General features: G+C 43.6%; 11 protein-coding genes. All 11 read left to right on the top strand.

Features of this window, described 5'->3' with window-relative positions; genetic code table 11:
• Positions 1 to 99: 99 nt before the first annotated feature.
• The 11 genes from GQF01_RS04850 (at position 100) to GQF01_RS04800 (ending at position 16048) form a co-directional block, all read left to right on the top strand.
• On the top strand, positions 100 to 2427 hold the full coding sequence (locus tag GQF01_RS04850; protein ID WP_161405729.1) for a helix-turn-helix domain-containing protein: 2328 nt from the start codon (positions 100 to 102) through the stop codon (positions 2425 to 2427).
• Between the two features lie 119 nt (positions 2428 to 2546).
• Positions 2547 to 3539 (top strand): ABC transporter permease, encoded by a 993-nt coding sequence (locus GQF01_RS04845; protein WP_407945393.1) that lies wholly within the window; start codon positions 2547 to 2549, stop codon positions 3537 to 3539.
• Positions 3540 to 3567: 28 nt separating this feature from the next.
• Positions 3568 to 4461, top strand: coding sequence for a carbohydrate ABC transporter permease (locus GQF01_RS04840; RefSeq protein WP_161405728.1), 894 nt, complete (start codon positions 3568 to 3570; stop codon positions 4459 to 4461).
• A gap of 22 nt (positions 4462 to 4483) precedes the next feature.
• Positions 4484 to 6154, top strand: a complete 1671-nt coding sequence (locus GQF01_RS04835) for an ABC transporter substrate-binding protein (RefSeq protein ID WP_161405727.1) — start codon at positions 4484 to 4486, stop codon at positions 6152 to 6154.
• Between the two features lie 68 nt (positions 6155 to 6222).
• On the top strand, positions 6223 to 7617 hold the full coding sequence (locus GQF01_RS04830; protein WP_161405726.1) for a sulfatase family protein: 1395 nt from the start codon (positions 6223 to 6225) through the stop codon (positions 7615 to 7617).
• A 163-nt stretch (positions 7618 to 7780) separates the two neighbouring features.
• On the top strand, positions 7781 to 8413 hold the full coding sequence (locus tag GQF01_RS04825) for a class I SAM-dependent methyltransferase (protein ID WP_161405725.1): 633 nt from the start codon (positions 7781 to 7783) through the stop codon (positions 8411 to 8413).
• A 78-nt stretch (positions 8414 to 8491) separates the two neighbouring features.
• The gene (locus tag GQF01_RS04820; protein WP_161405724.1) at positions 8492 to 9901 is read left to right on the top strand and encodes a PAS domain-containing sensor histidine kinase; all 1410 of its coding nucleotides are present in this window, start codon (positions 8492 to 8494) and stop codon (positions 9899 to 9901) included.
• 237 nt (positions 9902 to 10138) lie between these two features.
• Positions 10139 to 12475: a helix-turn-helix domain-containing protein gene (locus GQF01_RS04815; RefSeq protein WP_161405723.1), complete on the top strand. Its 2337-nt coding sequence runs from the start codon at positions 10139 to 10141 to the stop codon at positions 12473 to 12475.
• Positions 12476 to 12570: 95 nt separating this feature from the next.
• Positions 12571 to 13548, top strand: a complete 978-nt coding sequence (locus tag GQF01_RS04810) for an ABC transporter permease (protein WP_161405722.1) — start codon at positions 12571 to 12573, stop codon at positions 13546 to 13548.
• 12 nt (positions 13549 to 13560) lie between these two features.
• The gene (locus GQF01_RS04805) at positions 13561 to 14457 is read left to right on the top strand and encodes a carbohydrate ABC transporter permease (RefSeq protein WP_328803396.1); all 897 of its coding nucleotides are present in this window, start codon (positions 13561 to 13563) and stop codon (positions 14455 to 14457) included.
• A 37-nt stretch (positions 14458 to 14494) separates the two neighbouring features.
• Positions 14495 to 16048, top strand: coding sequence for an extracellular solute-binding protein (locus tag GQF01_RS04800; RefSeq protein WP_161405721.1), 1554 nt, complete (start codon positions 14495 to 14497; stop codon positions 16046 to 16048).
• Positions 16049 to 16050 lie beyond the last annotated feature (2 nt).

Raw genomic sequence — 16050 nt, 5'->3', positions numbered from 1 at the left:
GGCCGAAAGGAAGAAAATTTATGCAAGCGCTCACAATACTTTGATATACTGAGAGTAAATTTATCCAAATGGCTTAGAGGTATTAAGGAGGAAATTACCATGCGTAAATGGCTTGTACCGGATACGAATGTTAGACATAAAGTTTTTATCCGAATGCTCATCCCTTATCTTCTGTTTATTTGTATGCTGCTAGGCATAGGTTATATCGTCTACCGAGAAACCATACATGTGATGGAGAAGGATGCCACGGAGAATCATCGGCTCGTTCTGGAGCAAAGCAGAGACATTCTTGAACGAAGAATGGATGAGATTATCTCGATGGGACGTCAAGTAGCCGCCAATACGAAAGTCATTCAATTTATGACGGTGACGGATCCATTTCAGGGAGCCAACACCTATTCCGTCCTTGATACGAATAAAAGCCTGTACGATTTCAAGCTTTCAAATAACTTTGTCTATAACTACTATATTCTTTTTAAGAATAGCGACCTTGTGCTAACACCGGGTTCTAGCTATACCATGGATGAATTCTTTAGCCGAATAGCTGTGTATGAGGGTGGAGATACAGAGAAAATGCGGAAAGCTTGGATGCAGACCTACCATTCGCGCTCATTTCTGCCTTCTGAACAAATGAGTATTGGAAATAGCTCCTACCAAATGATGACATATTTACAATCACTAGGTCTACCCAGTAATCCGCAGGCGGTCATCGCGGTTATGATTGATCAAGCTGAGATCCGCAAGTTATTTCAGGGACTCAACTTAACGGAAGGCGGATGGGCTTATATATTGGATGATCAGGGGCGCATTATGAGTACGTTATCTGGTGAAAATACCGGACTTCCCATCCAGTTGGCTGATCTGAAGGAAGACCATGGCATTGTTGAGCAAAAGATGAACAATCAATCGATAATTATTACTTATACCAAATCAAGCGTAAATGGCTGGACGTACATTGTAGGCCAACCGAAAGTCATTCTTTTAGGAAAAGTTCATTATATTCAAAAGATTATTTTCACTTTAACGCTGCTTTTTCTAGTGATTGGTGTTTCTATGGCCTATTTTCTTGCTTACCGGAATAGCAAACCGCTCCGAAACCTGGCTCAGTCGCTTAAAGACCTTGTTGGAGGCGGAGTGAAACAGCATGATGTGTATGGCTTTATAAGTGAAGCCGTGTCGGGACTGGCGATTTCTAACCGAAAGCTGCAATCCGAATTGGAGCTGCAGGTGCCTTTATTACGGGCATCGTATTTCAGAAGGCTTATGCAAGGGCAATTTCTGTCCACACGGGATGCGGATATCCTGCTGAAGCATCTAGGCTTAGGCATGGAAGACGAAGATAGACAATATGTCGTCGGTCTCATTCGAATTCAAGGTTATGACAATGGATATAATGAGAGGCTGCTCAAAGATTTGGATCGAGTCCGCTTCGCATCCGCAGAGCTCATAAGGGAGCTTGTAGGCTCAGACGGATTTGCCTATGATGTGGCGCAAGATCAAATTGCCGTATTGCTAAGTGTGTATTCGCATGATGCCAACAAGCATCGTGAGAACATAACGAGAATAATGGAACAGGTCTGTCAGACGATGAACTTGCGGTTTCAGATTGTATCCGATTGTGGCATCGGAGGGTTCTGTGATCGCGTGACGACAATCTCTCGCTCGTATGAGCAGGCCAGAGAAGCTTTGTTTGCCTTAGTTCGATCAGATAAGGATGGATTGCAATGGTTCGATGAGCTCCCGGCGGCGCTGAATGATTACCATTATCCGCAGGACATGGAAGGTCGGCTGATGAATGTGGCATTGGCTGGTGAACAAGATGAGGTTGCGCGTCTATTACAAGCATTGTATGCGGAAAACTTTGAAAACCGGCATCTTTCAATCACTGTGCTTCGATTATTCATTAGTGAGCTGTGGGGGAATCTCGTCAAGCTTCTTCGACAATTAGGAATGCAAGCTGAGGAGGTTTATATCCAAATTCAGCGTATAGATGGGGCAGAGATTTCCTATGAGAGCTTGCAGCAACATTTTGCAGCGGTTCGTCTAGCTTATTCGAAAATTTGCCAGCATGTCATCGAACAGCGTTCCAGCCGAAACATTGAATTGCTTGATAATATTCGCATGCTGCTTCAGCAAGATTTTGCTGACAAAGCGTTATGTCTGGATGAAGCTGCTGATCGGCTTCGGGTATCGAAGGTGTATTTGTCACAGTTCTTCAAAGACCAAACGGGCATCAACTTCTCCGATTACTTGGAGCAATTGCGTATGGAGCAAGCGAAGCATCTGTTGAGAAATTCAAGTTATGCTATTCAAGAAATTGCAGATCAAGTAGGCTACTCCTCATCCAATACATTTTGTAGGGCGTTCAAACGTCTGCATGGCGTCAGTGCAACGGTATATCAAAGGTCTGTAGAAGTGAATTTATAACGAAAAAATAATATTTGCACATCCATCAAGCGATTGCACATACTCAAATCCTAAGGATTGCACAGGCATGAAACGTTTTCATATATACATTCCACTTGGGGAGCCCTTACATTAAGGTTATACAACAACGAGGGGAGGTTACCCAATTGAAAACGGTGGCAAGTGCGAATACGTTGGCCAAAGCTAATACAGGAATTAAACGAATGCCCTTCTTAAAGAAGCTGCATCGCAGTTGGCAGTTGTACGTTCTACTAGCACTGCCTGTTCTTTACATTCTCGTGTTCAAGTATTATCCCATGTACGGCGCGCAGATTGCTTTCAAAAATTTTATTGCTTCAAAAGGCATCACAGGCAGTGATTGGGTGGGGTTCAAACATTTCATTAGATTCTTCAATTCGTATGAATTCGGCACCCTTTTAAAAAACACATTAGTTCTTAATTTCTACAGCTTGCTTGCCGGTATTCCTTTCCCAATCCTACTGGCACTAGCCATTAATAACATCCAAAACAAGTGGTTTAAGAAATCGGTACAGATGATTACGTATGCCCCGCATTTCATCTCTGTGGTCGTTATGGCTGGAATTATTCTTGTGCTTCTGGATCCAGAAAAGGGGATTGTCAATTTACTCCTTGGCGTATTTGGTTTTGAGCCCATACACTTCATGGCGAAGCCAAGCTATTTCAGTTCTGTCTTTGTCTGGTCAGGGATATGGCAAAATGTTGGTTTCTCTTGCATCATTTACTTGGCAGCGCTTTCAGGTATTGACCCGTCTCAGCATGAAGCAGCGGTTATTGATGGTGCAAGTAAATTTAAGCGGATATTGCATATCGATATTCCTGGCATAATGCCTGTGATCATCATTTTACTTATTTTGAACACAGGGCATATTATGGATTCAGGCTTCGAAAAGGTCCTGCTGCTGCAAAATCAACTAAACCTTAGGACGTCAGAGGTCATTGATACTTATGTGTATAAGGTAGGTCTTGCTTCACAAGCTATGAATTACTCGTACTCAACGGCTATTAACTTATTTAAATCGGTTGTTGGACTAGCCATGCTCATTATTGTCAATCAAATTGCGAAACGTGCAAAGCAAGAAAGCTTATGGTAACGGTGTAGCAGGGGAGGTGCAGGGAAGCATGAAAGAGTCACATATTCTCGAATCACGAGGTGACAAATGGTTTAATTGGATCAATATGCTGCTGATATTACTGTTTCTTGGAGTTATTTTATATCCGCTAGTGTTTGTTGTAAGCGCTTCGATTAGTTCTCCTGACGCTGTGATCTCGGGTAAAGTTTGGCTTTGGCCTGTACAACCAACCCTAGATGGCTATGCGGCTGTTTTTAAGCACAAATTGATTTGGAGTTCTTTTCGGAATTCCGTTTTTTATACGGTAGCAGGCACATTTCTTAGTGTTGTACTGACTATTGCGGCAGCCTATCCACTTTCCAGGCGTGATTTATTCGGTAAAAACTGGTTTATGCTGCTGTTTGTTTTCACGACCATGTTCTCCGGAGGGCTCATTCCTTCTTATCTTCTGGTCAAAGATCTTGGAATGCTGAACACGGTGTGGGCCATGATTATTCCTAGTGCGATGAGTGTTTTTAACATTATTATTACACGAACCTATTTCAAAACGACACTGCCGGATGAAATGCTCGAAGCAGCCCAGATCGACGGTTGCAACGATTTCCGATATGTTTTCTCAATCGTCCTGCAGCTGTCAGGTCCCATTATTGCCGTAGTTGCGCTTTATTCCGCGGTTGGGTATTGGAATCAATATTTTAATGGTCTACTGTACCTTGATAATCAGAAATTATATCCTTTGCAATTAGTCTTAAGAGAGATATTGGTGCAAAACGAAGTCGATGCTTCCATGCTGGACATGAAAGAAATAGCGGCTCAAGAAGGTTTGCGCGCACTTTTGAAATACTCATTAATTGTCGTTTCATCTCTGCCATTACTGCTCGTTTATCCGTTTGTACAAAAGTACTTCATTAAAGGCGTTATGATTGGCTCTTTGAAAGGATAAATAAGGGGAGGTTGTTTTTGGAATGAAAAAAATATGGGGTATGGGTTTAAGCGTTCTTATTGCGAGTGGGGTTGTGCTTGCCGGGTGCGGAGATAAACAAGCAGATGCACCTGCAGAAACGACAAAGGATCCGGTGAAAACCAGTAATGTCACAGCAGCAGGAGAACTGCCGATAACCAAAGAGAAAACGACGATTAAAGTATTAGTGAAGGGCTTCCCAGGTGTAAGTGATTATGCGAACAATGAGTTCACGAAATATTTGGAGGAGAAAACGAATATTCATATTGAATGGACCGTTGCTCCTGAGAAGTCAGCTGTGGAAAAATTGAACCTTGTACTTGGCAGCGGCGATCTGCCTGATGTCATTATGGGTTTCGGGATTTCCCCTACCCAGCAGCTGATCTATGGCACACAAGGAGATTTCCTTGATCTGGCGCCTTATATTAATCAGTACGGTGTTGAGACGAAGAAAATGTTCGGTATCGTTCAAGGGGTTAAGGATGAGATTACAGCTCCTGGCGGTAAAATCTATGCTTTGCCTCAAGTGAATGAGTGCTATCACTGCTCGATGTCGCAGAAAATGTGGCTATACAAGCCATGGTTAGATAAGTTAGGTCTCCAAATGCCGAAAACAACAGACGACTTGTATAACGTATTGAAAGCATTTAAGACAAAGGATCCCAATGGAAATGGAAAAGCCGATGAGATTCCTTTGTCGGGAGCAGCGGTTGGGCCAAACGTAAATATTGATTCGTTTATCATGAACTCCTTTGTTCTTGACTCTGGCATCACTACGCGGTTATTTGTTGACAATGGAAAGGTCACGACATCGGTCAATACACCAGGCTGGAAAGAGGGTCTGACCTTTCTCCACAAGTTATACGCTGAGGGCTTGATTGCTCCGCAATCGTTCACACAAGATCGGGATCAAGCGAAAGCGATGGGTGAGAACCCGGATATTAACATTCTGGGCGGCGAAGTTTCACAGCACAATGGCATATTCACAGCTTTTAACGGTCCGAGCGGCAGATGGCTGGAAGTTCAATCCGTTCCTTCCTTGAAAGGACCAGCAGGCGTACAAACGACACCGTGGAAATCAAGCGTACTGCAAGGCTATTATGTCGTAACACGCACAGCCAAAAACCCAGAAGCGGCATTCCGATTAGGAGACCTGCTTTATAATACGGAGATGACGTTACGTCAAACGATTGGGCGGCCAGGAACGGAATGGGATTATGCAGCAAGCGGAGAGCTAGGCATCAATGGAAAACAAGCGATTTGGAAGACGCTCCCAAGTGCCATTCCGACTAATGCAGCGAATAATATCAATTGGAGCGGGCAATCCGCACCATCGCTTCGCTCCAACGATTTCCGGCTTGGGCAGATGGCAGATCCGAAAAATCCGCAGGAAGTTAAGCTTTTTACAGAGACTCGAAATAACTATGAGCCATATAGACAAAAGCCGGAGTCCGTTCTTCCAGCGTTGTTTTTCTCGAACGACCAAGCTACAGAGCTAGCTGATCTAGAGAAGACTTTGACGGATTATATCAACCAAATGATCGCTCGTTTCACAACAGGTGACGCTAATATTGACAAAGAATGGGACGGTTATGTGAAGAAGCTGAATGATATGAATCTGAAGAAATATCTAGACATCTATCAAAGTGCTTATGATGCGAAAATGAAGAAATAATGTTCTAGCGAAAAGCATGGAGCGATCCATGCTTTTTGAATATTCCATATAGGCAGGAGGAAAATGCGATGCCATCAAAACCAAACATGATTTATATTCTGGCCGACGATATGGGGTACGGCGATATTTCCTATCTGAACAAGGATTCCAAGATTAATACCATACATTTTGACCGAATGGCAAAAGAAGGGATCGCCTTTACAGATGCTCACTCTTCTTCGGCTGTATGTACGCCATCTCGTTATAGTATTTTGACTGGAAGATATAACTGGCGTTCATCTCTCAAGAAAGGCGTTCTGAATGGATTCTCCGCTCCTCTCATTGAAGAAGGTCGAATGACAGTCGCCAGTTTACTTCGTGAGCACGGATATAGGACAGCTTGTATTGGCAAATGGCATTTGGGCATGGAATGGGCGAAAGCAGGCGACGGAGAGAGTGAAATTGATTATCGAGAGCCTATTCGTCATGGACCGATATCGCATGGATTTGACTATTACTACGGGATTAGCGCTTCGCTGGATATGCCGCCGTATGTCTATATCGAGAACGACCGGGTTACTCAGGTGCCGGATCGCATCACCCGTAACGACGATCCGATGGCTTTTTGGCGGGAAGGGGCTACCGCACCAGATTTCGAGCACCAGCAAGTACTGCCTGAACTTACAGCCAAAACACTGGAATGGATTGAGCAGTACAAGGATGAGCCATTTTTCATCTATTTTCCGCTGCCTGCTCCGCATACCCCCATCCTTCCATCAGAGGCATTCGCTGGTCAATCTGGCACGAATGCTTATGGTGATTTCGTACTCATGTGTGATGATGTGGTCGGTCAAATCATGAATAAACTAGATGATTTACATCTGTCCGAGAATACGATCGTCATCTATACAAGTGACAATGGCTGCTCGCCCAAAGCTAATTATGAAGAGCTTGCGACATTTGGACATCATCCAAGCTATGTTTATCGCGGTCATAAAGCGGATATCTATGAAGGCGGCCATCGGATCCCGCTGATTGTGAAATGGCCGGGGCACATACAAGCTGAGCGCATAAGCGATGAACCCGTCTGCCTGACAGACTTGCTAGCAACAGTTGCAGACGTATTGGACGTTACTTTACCCCCGAACGCGGGTGAGGATAGTGTAAGTAATCTGCCCATCTGGGCTAATCTTCCTTATGAGCAGCCCTTGCGGGAAGCCATTGTTCATCACTCCATTCAGGGGGCATTCTCTATCAGGCAGGGGAAATGGAAGCTGGAGCTATGCCCGGGTTCAGGCGGATGGAGCTTTCCGAAGCCTGGTGAGGAGCCGGCCGGATCGCCGCTGTATCAATTGTATGATCTAAGCGAAGATATTGGTGAAACGAATAATGTGGTTGACGCTCATCCTGACATCGTGCAGGCTATGAAGCTTGTCCTTGAAAGATATCAGGAGTCAGGGAGAAGTACCGCTATTTCATCTTAATAGGCGTTTCGTTGTGATTGGATAGGAAGAGATCGCCGCTGGCGGTCTCTTTTTGATGGAATGTGGTCAATAAAATTTGATTTCTTAGAACGTGCGTTCTATAATGGGCATACATCTTACGACAGAAGAGCAGCGCAAAAACCCATATAAAAGGAGAGTAAGGATGACAGAATTCTGGGAATCCAGTTTTATCGAAAATCAAAGGATGTGGGGATTTCAGCCTGCAGACTCAGCCATCTTGACCAAGGACTTCTTCCTGGAGAAAAAAGTCAAGGATATATTGATACCTGGTATCGGGTACGGTAGGAACGCGAAGGTTTTTATCGACAACGGCATACAGGTAACAGGGATTGAGATTTCCAAAACAGCGATTGATTTGGCAAGACAAGAAGGGCTCAATCTTGCTATTTTTCATGGATCAGTGGCTGATATGCCTTTTGAGGACAAGCTTTATGACGGCATATTTAGCTATGCGCTTATTCACTTATTGAATGAAGGCGAGCGAGCGAAGTTTATTCAAGATTGTTATAACCAGTTAAAGCCGGACGGATATATGATTTTTACGACGATTTCAAAAGAAGCGCCAATGTTTGGAAAGGGTCAACAACTGGGTAAGGACTATTATGAGACTAACGCAGGTGTAAAAATGTTTTTTTATGATGCAGACTCGATAACCCAAGAATTCGGGAAATACGGGCTGATAGAAACTTCGGAAATTGTTGAGCCACATAAGAATGTGGAAAATAAACCGCCATTTACATTTCTCATGGTCAAATGTAAAAAAACGTCTGAATAGCATGTTTAATAAAGGTTTTTAACTATTTGGAGACGAATACACTTACTATCACTCGATTGAATTAGGGGATATTTACTCATGAAATTAAAAGAATACTTAATTGATTCCTTCATGAATTTAACATCCGATGGGATTGTAATCGTCGATATAAATGGAACTGTATTAGACGTGAATAAGAAGTTTGAAGAGCTGCACGGCTGGATGAGGGAAGAAGTTATTGGACATATATTGCCAACGACACCTCATGACTTTAAAGAGGATGCTCTTCGATTGTATCAGTCCTTAATAAACGGTGAACAAATCAAAGATTTTGAAACGATTAAACTAAGAAAAGATGGAACGAGCTTTATTGCGAATGTGTCAGTCTCGCCTTTGAAAGATAACGATGGATGCGTAGTTGGCTTCATTGGTTTGGAAAGAGACATTAGTGAGAAGAAAAGAGTGGAAGAAGAGCTTCTTGAGCGAGAGAAGCAGTATAGAAGGCTGCTCAAACTGAATCCGGAACCTATCGTTTTGCATAAAGACGGGCTCATCCAGTTTGTGAATGACGCTGCTTGCAAGCTGTTCGGCGGAACTTCATCCGATGAGTTCATTGGAAATTCGATCTATGATTATTTCTTTCCGAAGGATAAGGATGTCATCGTAGATCGAATTGATCAGATTATGCAGATGGATAACTACAGTGATTTCGTCGAGCGAACGATGCTCAAGAAAGATGGCACTTTTTTTGACGCGGAGATATCCTCCATTTATGTTTACAAAAATATTGGGTATCCCGTCATGCAGAGTGTCATTCGCGATCTTACAGAGCGCAAGAAGTCGGAAGAAGCGATTATCCGATCAGAGAAGCTGTCGCTTATTGGTCAACTGGCAGCAGGGATCGCACATGATATCCGAAATCCCCTAACTTCCTTAAAAGGGTTTGTCCATTTATTAAAGGCTAAAAATGCCGATTATGTGGATGTCATGATGGAAGAACTCGAACATATCAATTATGTCGTTAATGAGTTTATGACGCTGGCCAAACCTCATCTGAATTATTACATGGAAAGTAATCCCAGTGAGCTTGTTCAAAGTGTCATTTCGTTTCTACAGCCCCATGCTCATCTGTATAATGTTCAAATTCAAACGAATATGGATCAAGACATTCCTGTCATTTATTGTATTCCCGACCAAATTAAACAAGTTTTAATTAATATATTGAAGAATGCGATAGAGTCCATGCTGAATGGTGGTTTAATTCAAATATCAGTTAGAAATGATGCCAATCATAAATTGATTATTAGTGTCCAAGATCAAGGTGTTGGTATTTCGGAAGATAAGCTCACTCAGTTGGGGGAGCCATTTTTCACGACCAAAGTTAACGGTACGGGTCTAGGGTTAATGGTTTGCAAACGTATTATACATAGTCATAATGGAGAGTTGTCTATTCAAAGTAAAATTAACCATGGAACTACGGTGCACATTGAGCTGCCTATAACAAAATAACGATGGCATTCGAATATGATCCCCTCAGGTAGACAGTGAGAAGCAAGGCACTGCTGTTTACTTCGAGGGTTTTTTTCAATTTCAGCTGGCGCTGCCTTCGGTGTATGCCTGGTTGAACATTCCGCATTCTTGCTTTATCATATGAGGAAAGGATTTACAATAGCAATTTTGTAAGCGTTACCAATTTATGTGAGCCACAATCAAGCCCCTATTTGACACGGAGAAAAGGAGATAACCATGCGATTCTTACAAGGTAACATATCGGCCAGGTTCAAGGTGATTTACGGTGTATTTTTCCTAATCATCATCTCATCTACCGTGTGGCTGTCCTATTTAAGCTCAAAAGGAGGCATGGAGGATCAGCTGCGACGCACGAATACAGCGCTGCTCCATCTGAGTCAGCAGAAGATTGAAATGATGCTGCATGAAATTGATACAAGCACGATTAATTTCGTGCAAGAGCCGGATGTCGAGTTTTTCCTGAATGGCAGATACGCGAGTGATGAGCTGCGGCTCAATTATTTCCGCATACTGAATGCTCGGTTTAAGACGTTGATGTTTGCGAACAGCAATATTTCTTCGTTTTATTTGTATTCCTTAGCCAACAAGAATTTGTTGACGGATGTGACGTACTCTGATGAATCCAGCTTCTACGATATGGCTTGGCATGATGCTTATGTGAGCATGAAAGGCTACGGCGAATGGCTAGACACCAGGAAGGTGACGGAAATCAGTTCAGGGCTGCAAATTGAGAAAAATATGATTACCTTGGTGCGCACTTACCCGCTCATTAGTTTGCCGCAGTCTCGGAAAGGCGCCATTATTGTCAATGTCGCGGAAAGTACGCTCTCCAATCTGATTCAAGATGTAGATCAGCAGAGGGCAGGTCAAACGCTAGTCATTAATGACCAAGGGATGATTATATCCTCGCAGAACAAAGAGCATCTATTCCACTCCTTCAGCACGATCCCCGGTGCACCGAAATTGAGTGATTTTAAGGAAAATGGCTATGTCACGACGCACTCAAAAAGTGGAAGCTACACAACATTTTATCTAACTTCTACTTATAATGGCTGGAAATACATCAGTATCGTCCCTGACCCTGAGATGAACCGTCCGCTAATGATTGTTCGCAATCTACTGCTAATCGTAACAGCGGGTATGTTCTTGCTGGCTATTGTGATTGTGTTTGCAGTAAGCAATTACACGTTCCGGCCTCTTGAGCTTTTCTTCCATTCCGTAGCGGGTAAGAAATCGGTTCGTTCCGGTGACTTAACGTACATGGAGCAATTTTTCAAACAGATGATATCTGACAACGAATCTTTGCAAAAACAAATGAATGACAGCTTGCCTGCGTTGAAATGGCGTCTGATCATGAGTCTGCTGATGGGGGATAAAACAAATTACGATCGGATGAAGCCGTATTTCCATACGCTGGGTATAGACTTATATCATACACAATTCCTTGTACTTATTATTGAGCTAGATCGCATCGAAGAGAATCACACTCCACGGGATGTGTACTTATTTACTTACGCTATTAGCAACGTTGCGGATGAATTAATTGCCGGCGTATGCAAAGGGACTTCTGTTGAATTAACCGATGGCCGAGTGACCGTTATTATGAGCTTCGAATCGGAGGATTCTCAAGGCAATCAAATTCAAGCTTTGCAAGTGGCTGATCTGGTGAAAAACTATGTAGGGCTTCATTTTAAACAAACGGTAACCATCGGTGTAGGCAGCCCACACTCGCATCTCGAAGGTATCCAGTCTTCGTATGAAGAAGCGCAGAATGCACTGAAGTACAAGTTGATTATGGGTGATAACACTGTTGTCTCCATCGACGATATCGCGGGCAGCAATTATAATGAGAAATTTTACCGGATCACAGCGCTAATTGATTCTGTCGTCAACCTCGTTCGGGAAACGGATAAAATTAAGCTTCGCTCGCAAGTAGATAAAATATTTGGCGAGGTCGTGGCAAGCAATGTTCCTCCTGAGTTAATTAAGCAGATGTGTATTCAGATCATTATGAAATCCATTAAGGTCATATCGGATAAGGGTCTTGAGATCAAAGAATTTCTGGATCCGAAGGAGAATATCTATGACCGGATTGAGTGCTGCACGAAGGTTGCTGACTTGAAGAGTTATATGTCGGGCTTCCTGCATCAGCTCATTGTGCGCACGGAAGAGAAACGACTCGCCAAAGGTCACCACGATACGATTGGACAGGTTCTAGCTTATGTTGAAGAACACTATATGGATAGTGATCTCTCGCTGAATCTGTTGGCGGCGCAATTCGAGTTAAGCGTTCCTTATTTAAGCAAGCTCTTCAAGGAAACAACGGAAACGAATTTCATGGATTATCTGATCCAGATCCGTATGGAGAAATCAAAGGAGCTGTTGCTGGGCTCAAAACAGAAAGTTAACACGATTGCTGAGTGTGTAGGGTACAACAATGTTCAGAGCTTTATACGTATTTTTAAGAAATATACAGGCCAAACCCCAGGTGATTTCCGGGAAAATCTTAAAAAAGGCGAAGATGATAAAAATGGCGAATTGGAATCCGGTTAAAAAAGGTGTGTATGTTTAAAAATTGTCTATATGCGAAATCACCATTAAAGCGCTACCATGAAGGTGCAAGTCATCGACCTGAGAGGAGGTAGGACATGAAATCACGAACCGTCGGGGCCACCACCGCACAAGCGAATGCTGGAAGGAAGGAGCAAACGACTAAGCTTAAACTGGCTTGGAAGTATCTGAAGCGGGACAAATATTTGTATCTATTGCTTCTTCCCATCTTTGCTTACTATGTCACATTTAAGTACACACCGATGTTTGGTGAGATCATTGCCTTCAAGAATTATCGATTTGCTGATGGGATATGGGGGAGTCAGTGGGTTGGCCTGAAGCATTTCAACAGATTGTTCACGAGTCCAGATTTCTTCGTTGTTTTAAGGAACACGCTTTTGCTGAATGTATATAGTATCGTTTTCGCTTTCCCCGTTCCAATTGTACTCGCTATACTTCTCAATGAAGTCCGATTGGAATGGTATAAGCGAACGATTCAGAATCTTCTGTACATTCCACACTTCATCTCCTGGGTCGTGCTTGGCGGCATTGTTATCGCGCTGCTGTCTCCATCCACGGGGATCGTCAACATTGCTTTGGTGAAGCTGTTCGGCATTGAGCCGATCTATTTCATGGCAAGCAACTTCTGGTGGCCGATTACGTTCATCCTTTCCGGGATATGGCAGAATGCGGGTTGGGGAACGATTCTTTACCTCGCGGCCATGGCTGGCATTGACCCTCAGTTGTATGAAGCTGCGAAGATTGACGGAGCGAGTAAGCTTCGGCGCATCTGGCACGTGACACTGCCGGGTATCCGATCCACAATCGCCATCCTGCTGATTCTGCGTGTGGGTCAGATGATGGATGTGGGATTCGAGCATATCTTCGTCCTGCAAAATAAGGCGGTTTCAGAAGTCGCTAACGTAATTAGTACCTATGTGTACCATGTTGGTCTAGAAGGGTCGCAGTACAGCTATACGACAGCGCTTGGCCTGTTTCAATCCATCATTGGCTTGATCTTGGTTGTAAGCGTGAATCGATTAATTAAAGCCTTAGGTGAGAATGGGCTATGGTAGGAGGGAAATGCAGTGTCCAGAAGTCATAGCTCGTCAGGAAGGCTGATTTATGGTGTCATCTATGTGTTTCTAGCGGTACTTGCCATGTTGACCTTATTCCCATTCATTCATGTGCTATCTACCTCATTAAGCAGTTCTCGGGCAATTATGTCAGGTGAAGTCTTTTTATGGCCAAAGGAAGTCACATTCACTTCTTTTAACAACCTCATTGAAGACGGTCAACTGTTTAATGCTATGAAGAACACGGTACTTATTACCGTTGTAGGGACTTCCATTAACATTGTAGCAACTATCATGGCGGCTTATCCATTAAGTCGCAAGCGACTCAAGGGCAGGAATGTTCTGCTAATGATTATAACGTTCACCATGCTGTTCGGCGGAGGGATCATTCCTAACTATATCCTCATCAAAACGCTGGGCATCATGAACACCTACTGGGCACTTTGGCTGCCTGGGTTAATCAGCACGTACAATTTTTTCGTAATGAAATCGTTCTTTGAAGGCTTGCCTCCGGAACTGGAGGAATCTGCAGCGATAGACGGAGCAAATGATTTGTACATTATTTGGAAAATTATTCTTCCGCTCTCCATGCCGATTATTGCGGCGCTAACGTTATTTTATTCGGTGACCTGGTGGAATTCGTATATGAATGTTCTGATGTATATCACGAATTCAGGGAAGCTGTCATTGATGGTGAAGCTGCTGCAAATGATTGATACGACAAGCCAAAGTCTGCTCAATACGAATGCGACCAACGGGAGCGAAGGAGCTTCTATACAAACGATGGTAACCCCAGAGGGATTAAGAGCTGCTGCGATCATTATTTCTGTGCTGCCGATCCTATGTGTGTATCCATTCTTACAGAAATATTTTGTGAAAGGTGTCTTGATTGGTTCGATTAAAGGTTGATAGAAAATCCATTCTTCTTGCAGGAGGCGAAGATTTGATGATTAAACAAAAGCACGTAGCTCTAACGCTAGTCGCTTCTTTATTCGCAATTGCAGCTTGCTCCTCACCAAGTAGCTCAGATAAGGAAGGCAAGGCTTCAGGAGAGAATAAGAAGCTCGAGGTCAGCGTATCCATCCTTGACCGCGGCCAAGTAGCGAGTGATGAAGGCACCTATGAGAGTAACCGGACAACCAAGTACATCAGTGAGAAATCGGGCATTAATGTGAAGTGGGTACCGATCCTGCGGACAGAATCTACGAAGAAGTTAAATACGCTTATCGCTGCTGGCGAAGCACCGGACATGATGTGGGAATTCGGCCGGGATTACATGGCGACTTTGAAAGAGCAGGGAGCTATTCAGCCTATCGATGAATACATAGAGAAATACAGCACCTCTTACAAAGCTTATTTGAAAGCGCATCCGGAGCTGAAGCCATACACCATGTTTGATGGCAAAACCTATATGGCGACAAGCGCTCGGGGCATTGATGCGATTGCCAATCACGGGATGTGGATTCGCCAAGATTGGCTCGATAAGCTAGGCTTAAAGGCGCCAACGACGATGGATGAGATGGTCGAAGTGATGCGTGCTTTCAGAGATAAAGATCCTGATGGCAACGGTAAAAATGATACGTTGGGGGCTTCATTCAACTATAACTACGCAGGTATCATTCAAGCGATGTATGCATCCAACAAAGGCAACTGGTATCTGGATAATGACAAACTCGTGTACGGTGGATTAACAGATCGCTATACAGATGTACTTGCCCAGATGAAACTCTTCTTCGACGAAGGGTTAATTGACAAGGAATATATTACTGACAAGAACTTTCAGAAGGAAAGACAGCTGTTCGTGACAGGTAAAACAGGCATCTATTTCGCTAGCTGGAATATTGGCGCAGAATACCGTGAATTGAAGCAAAATGTTCCTGCGTCAAAGCTTGTGCCATTTGAGCCGGTATCAACCAAATATGGGAAGTTCGGCTTGTATCAAGAACCGCCTGCCAACCGTTTGATTGTGTTCAATAAGGATATGAAAAATCCCGAAGCAGCAATCAAATTACTGGACTGGTGGATTGACAAAAACTGGTTCGATGTTAGATTCGGCACGGAAGGTACGCATTACAAGCTGGTTAATGGTGTTCCTCAAACGATTGATGCCGAGAAAAATAAGAAGGAAACGATCTATGCGCCAGAATATGCCGTGCTCGATCAATGGAGTCCTAAACCTGAGGATTTCGCGGTAATGGCAGCAACGGATGCGATTTCTCAGGAATATGCCAAGGTGCAGGGTGAATCCCTCAAGGTAGCTATGAAAAACAAATACAGACGCGATATTCCGTTTAACCCTACCTTCCCTGAACTGAGCGAAACCTCGACTTCATTCGGCCCCTTGGCGGATGATATTGAAACGAAGGTGATTACAGGCGGTGCGCAATATTCGCCGCAATGGGGAATGGAGCAGCTTCGCAAGGAATGGAAACGTCTGGGCGGGGATAACGTTGACAAGTTAGCACAAGATTGGTATCAGAACAATGTGAAAGGCAAGTAACT

Origin of the sequence: Paenibacillus silvestris, from assembly GCF_009882985.1 — a bacterium.
Lineage (GTDB): Bacteria > Bacillota > Bacilli > Paenibacillales > NBRC-103111 > Paenibacillus_E > Paenibacillus_E silvestris.
Note: the sequence above shows the minus strand (reverse complement) of the source record. Positions and strands in the feature narration are given on the sequence as shown.

Bases quoted from the DNA above. Each gene is read 5' to 3' on its own strand.
- GQF01_RS04850 (WP_161405729.1), top strand. From the start codon at position 100: ATGCGTAAATGGCTTGTACCGGATACGAATGTTAGACATAAAGTTTTT.
- GQF01_RS04840 (WP_161405728.1), top strand. From the start codon at position 3,568: ATGAAAGAGTCACATATTCTCGAATCACGAGGTGACAAATGGTTTAAT.
- GQF01_RS04835 (WP_161405727.1), top strand. From the start codon at position 4,484: ATGAAAAAAATATGGGGTATGGGTTTAAGCGTTCTTATTGCGAGTGGG.
- GQF01_RS04830 (WP_161405726.1), top strand. From the start codon at position 6,223: ATGCCATCAAAACCAAACATGATTTATATTCTGGCCGACGATATGGGG.
- GQF01_RS04825 (WP_161405725.1), top strand. From the start codon at position 7,781: ATGACAGAATTCTGGGAATCCAGTTTTATCGAAAATCAAAGGATGTGG.
- GQF01_RS04820 (WP_161405724.1), top strand. From the start codon at position 8,492: ATGAAATTAAAAGAATACTTAATTGATTCCTTCATGAATTTAACATCC.
- GQF01_RS04815 (WP_161405723.1), top strand. From the start codon at position 10,139: ATGCGATTCTTACAAGGTAACATATCGGCCAGGTTCAAGGTGATTTAC.
- GQF01_RS04810 (WP_161405722.1), top strand. From the start codon at position 12,571: ATGAAATCACGAACCGTCGGGGCCACCACCGCACAAGCGAATGCTGGA.
- GQF01_RS04800 (WP_161405721.1), top strand. From the start codon at position 14,495: ATGATTAAACAAAAGCACGTAGCTCTAACGCTAGTCGCTTCTTTATTC.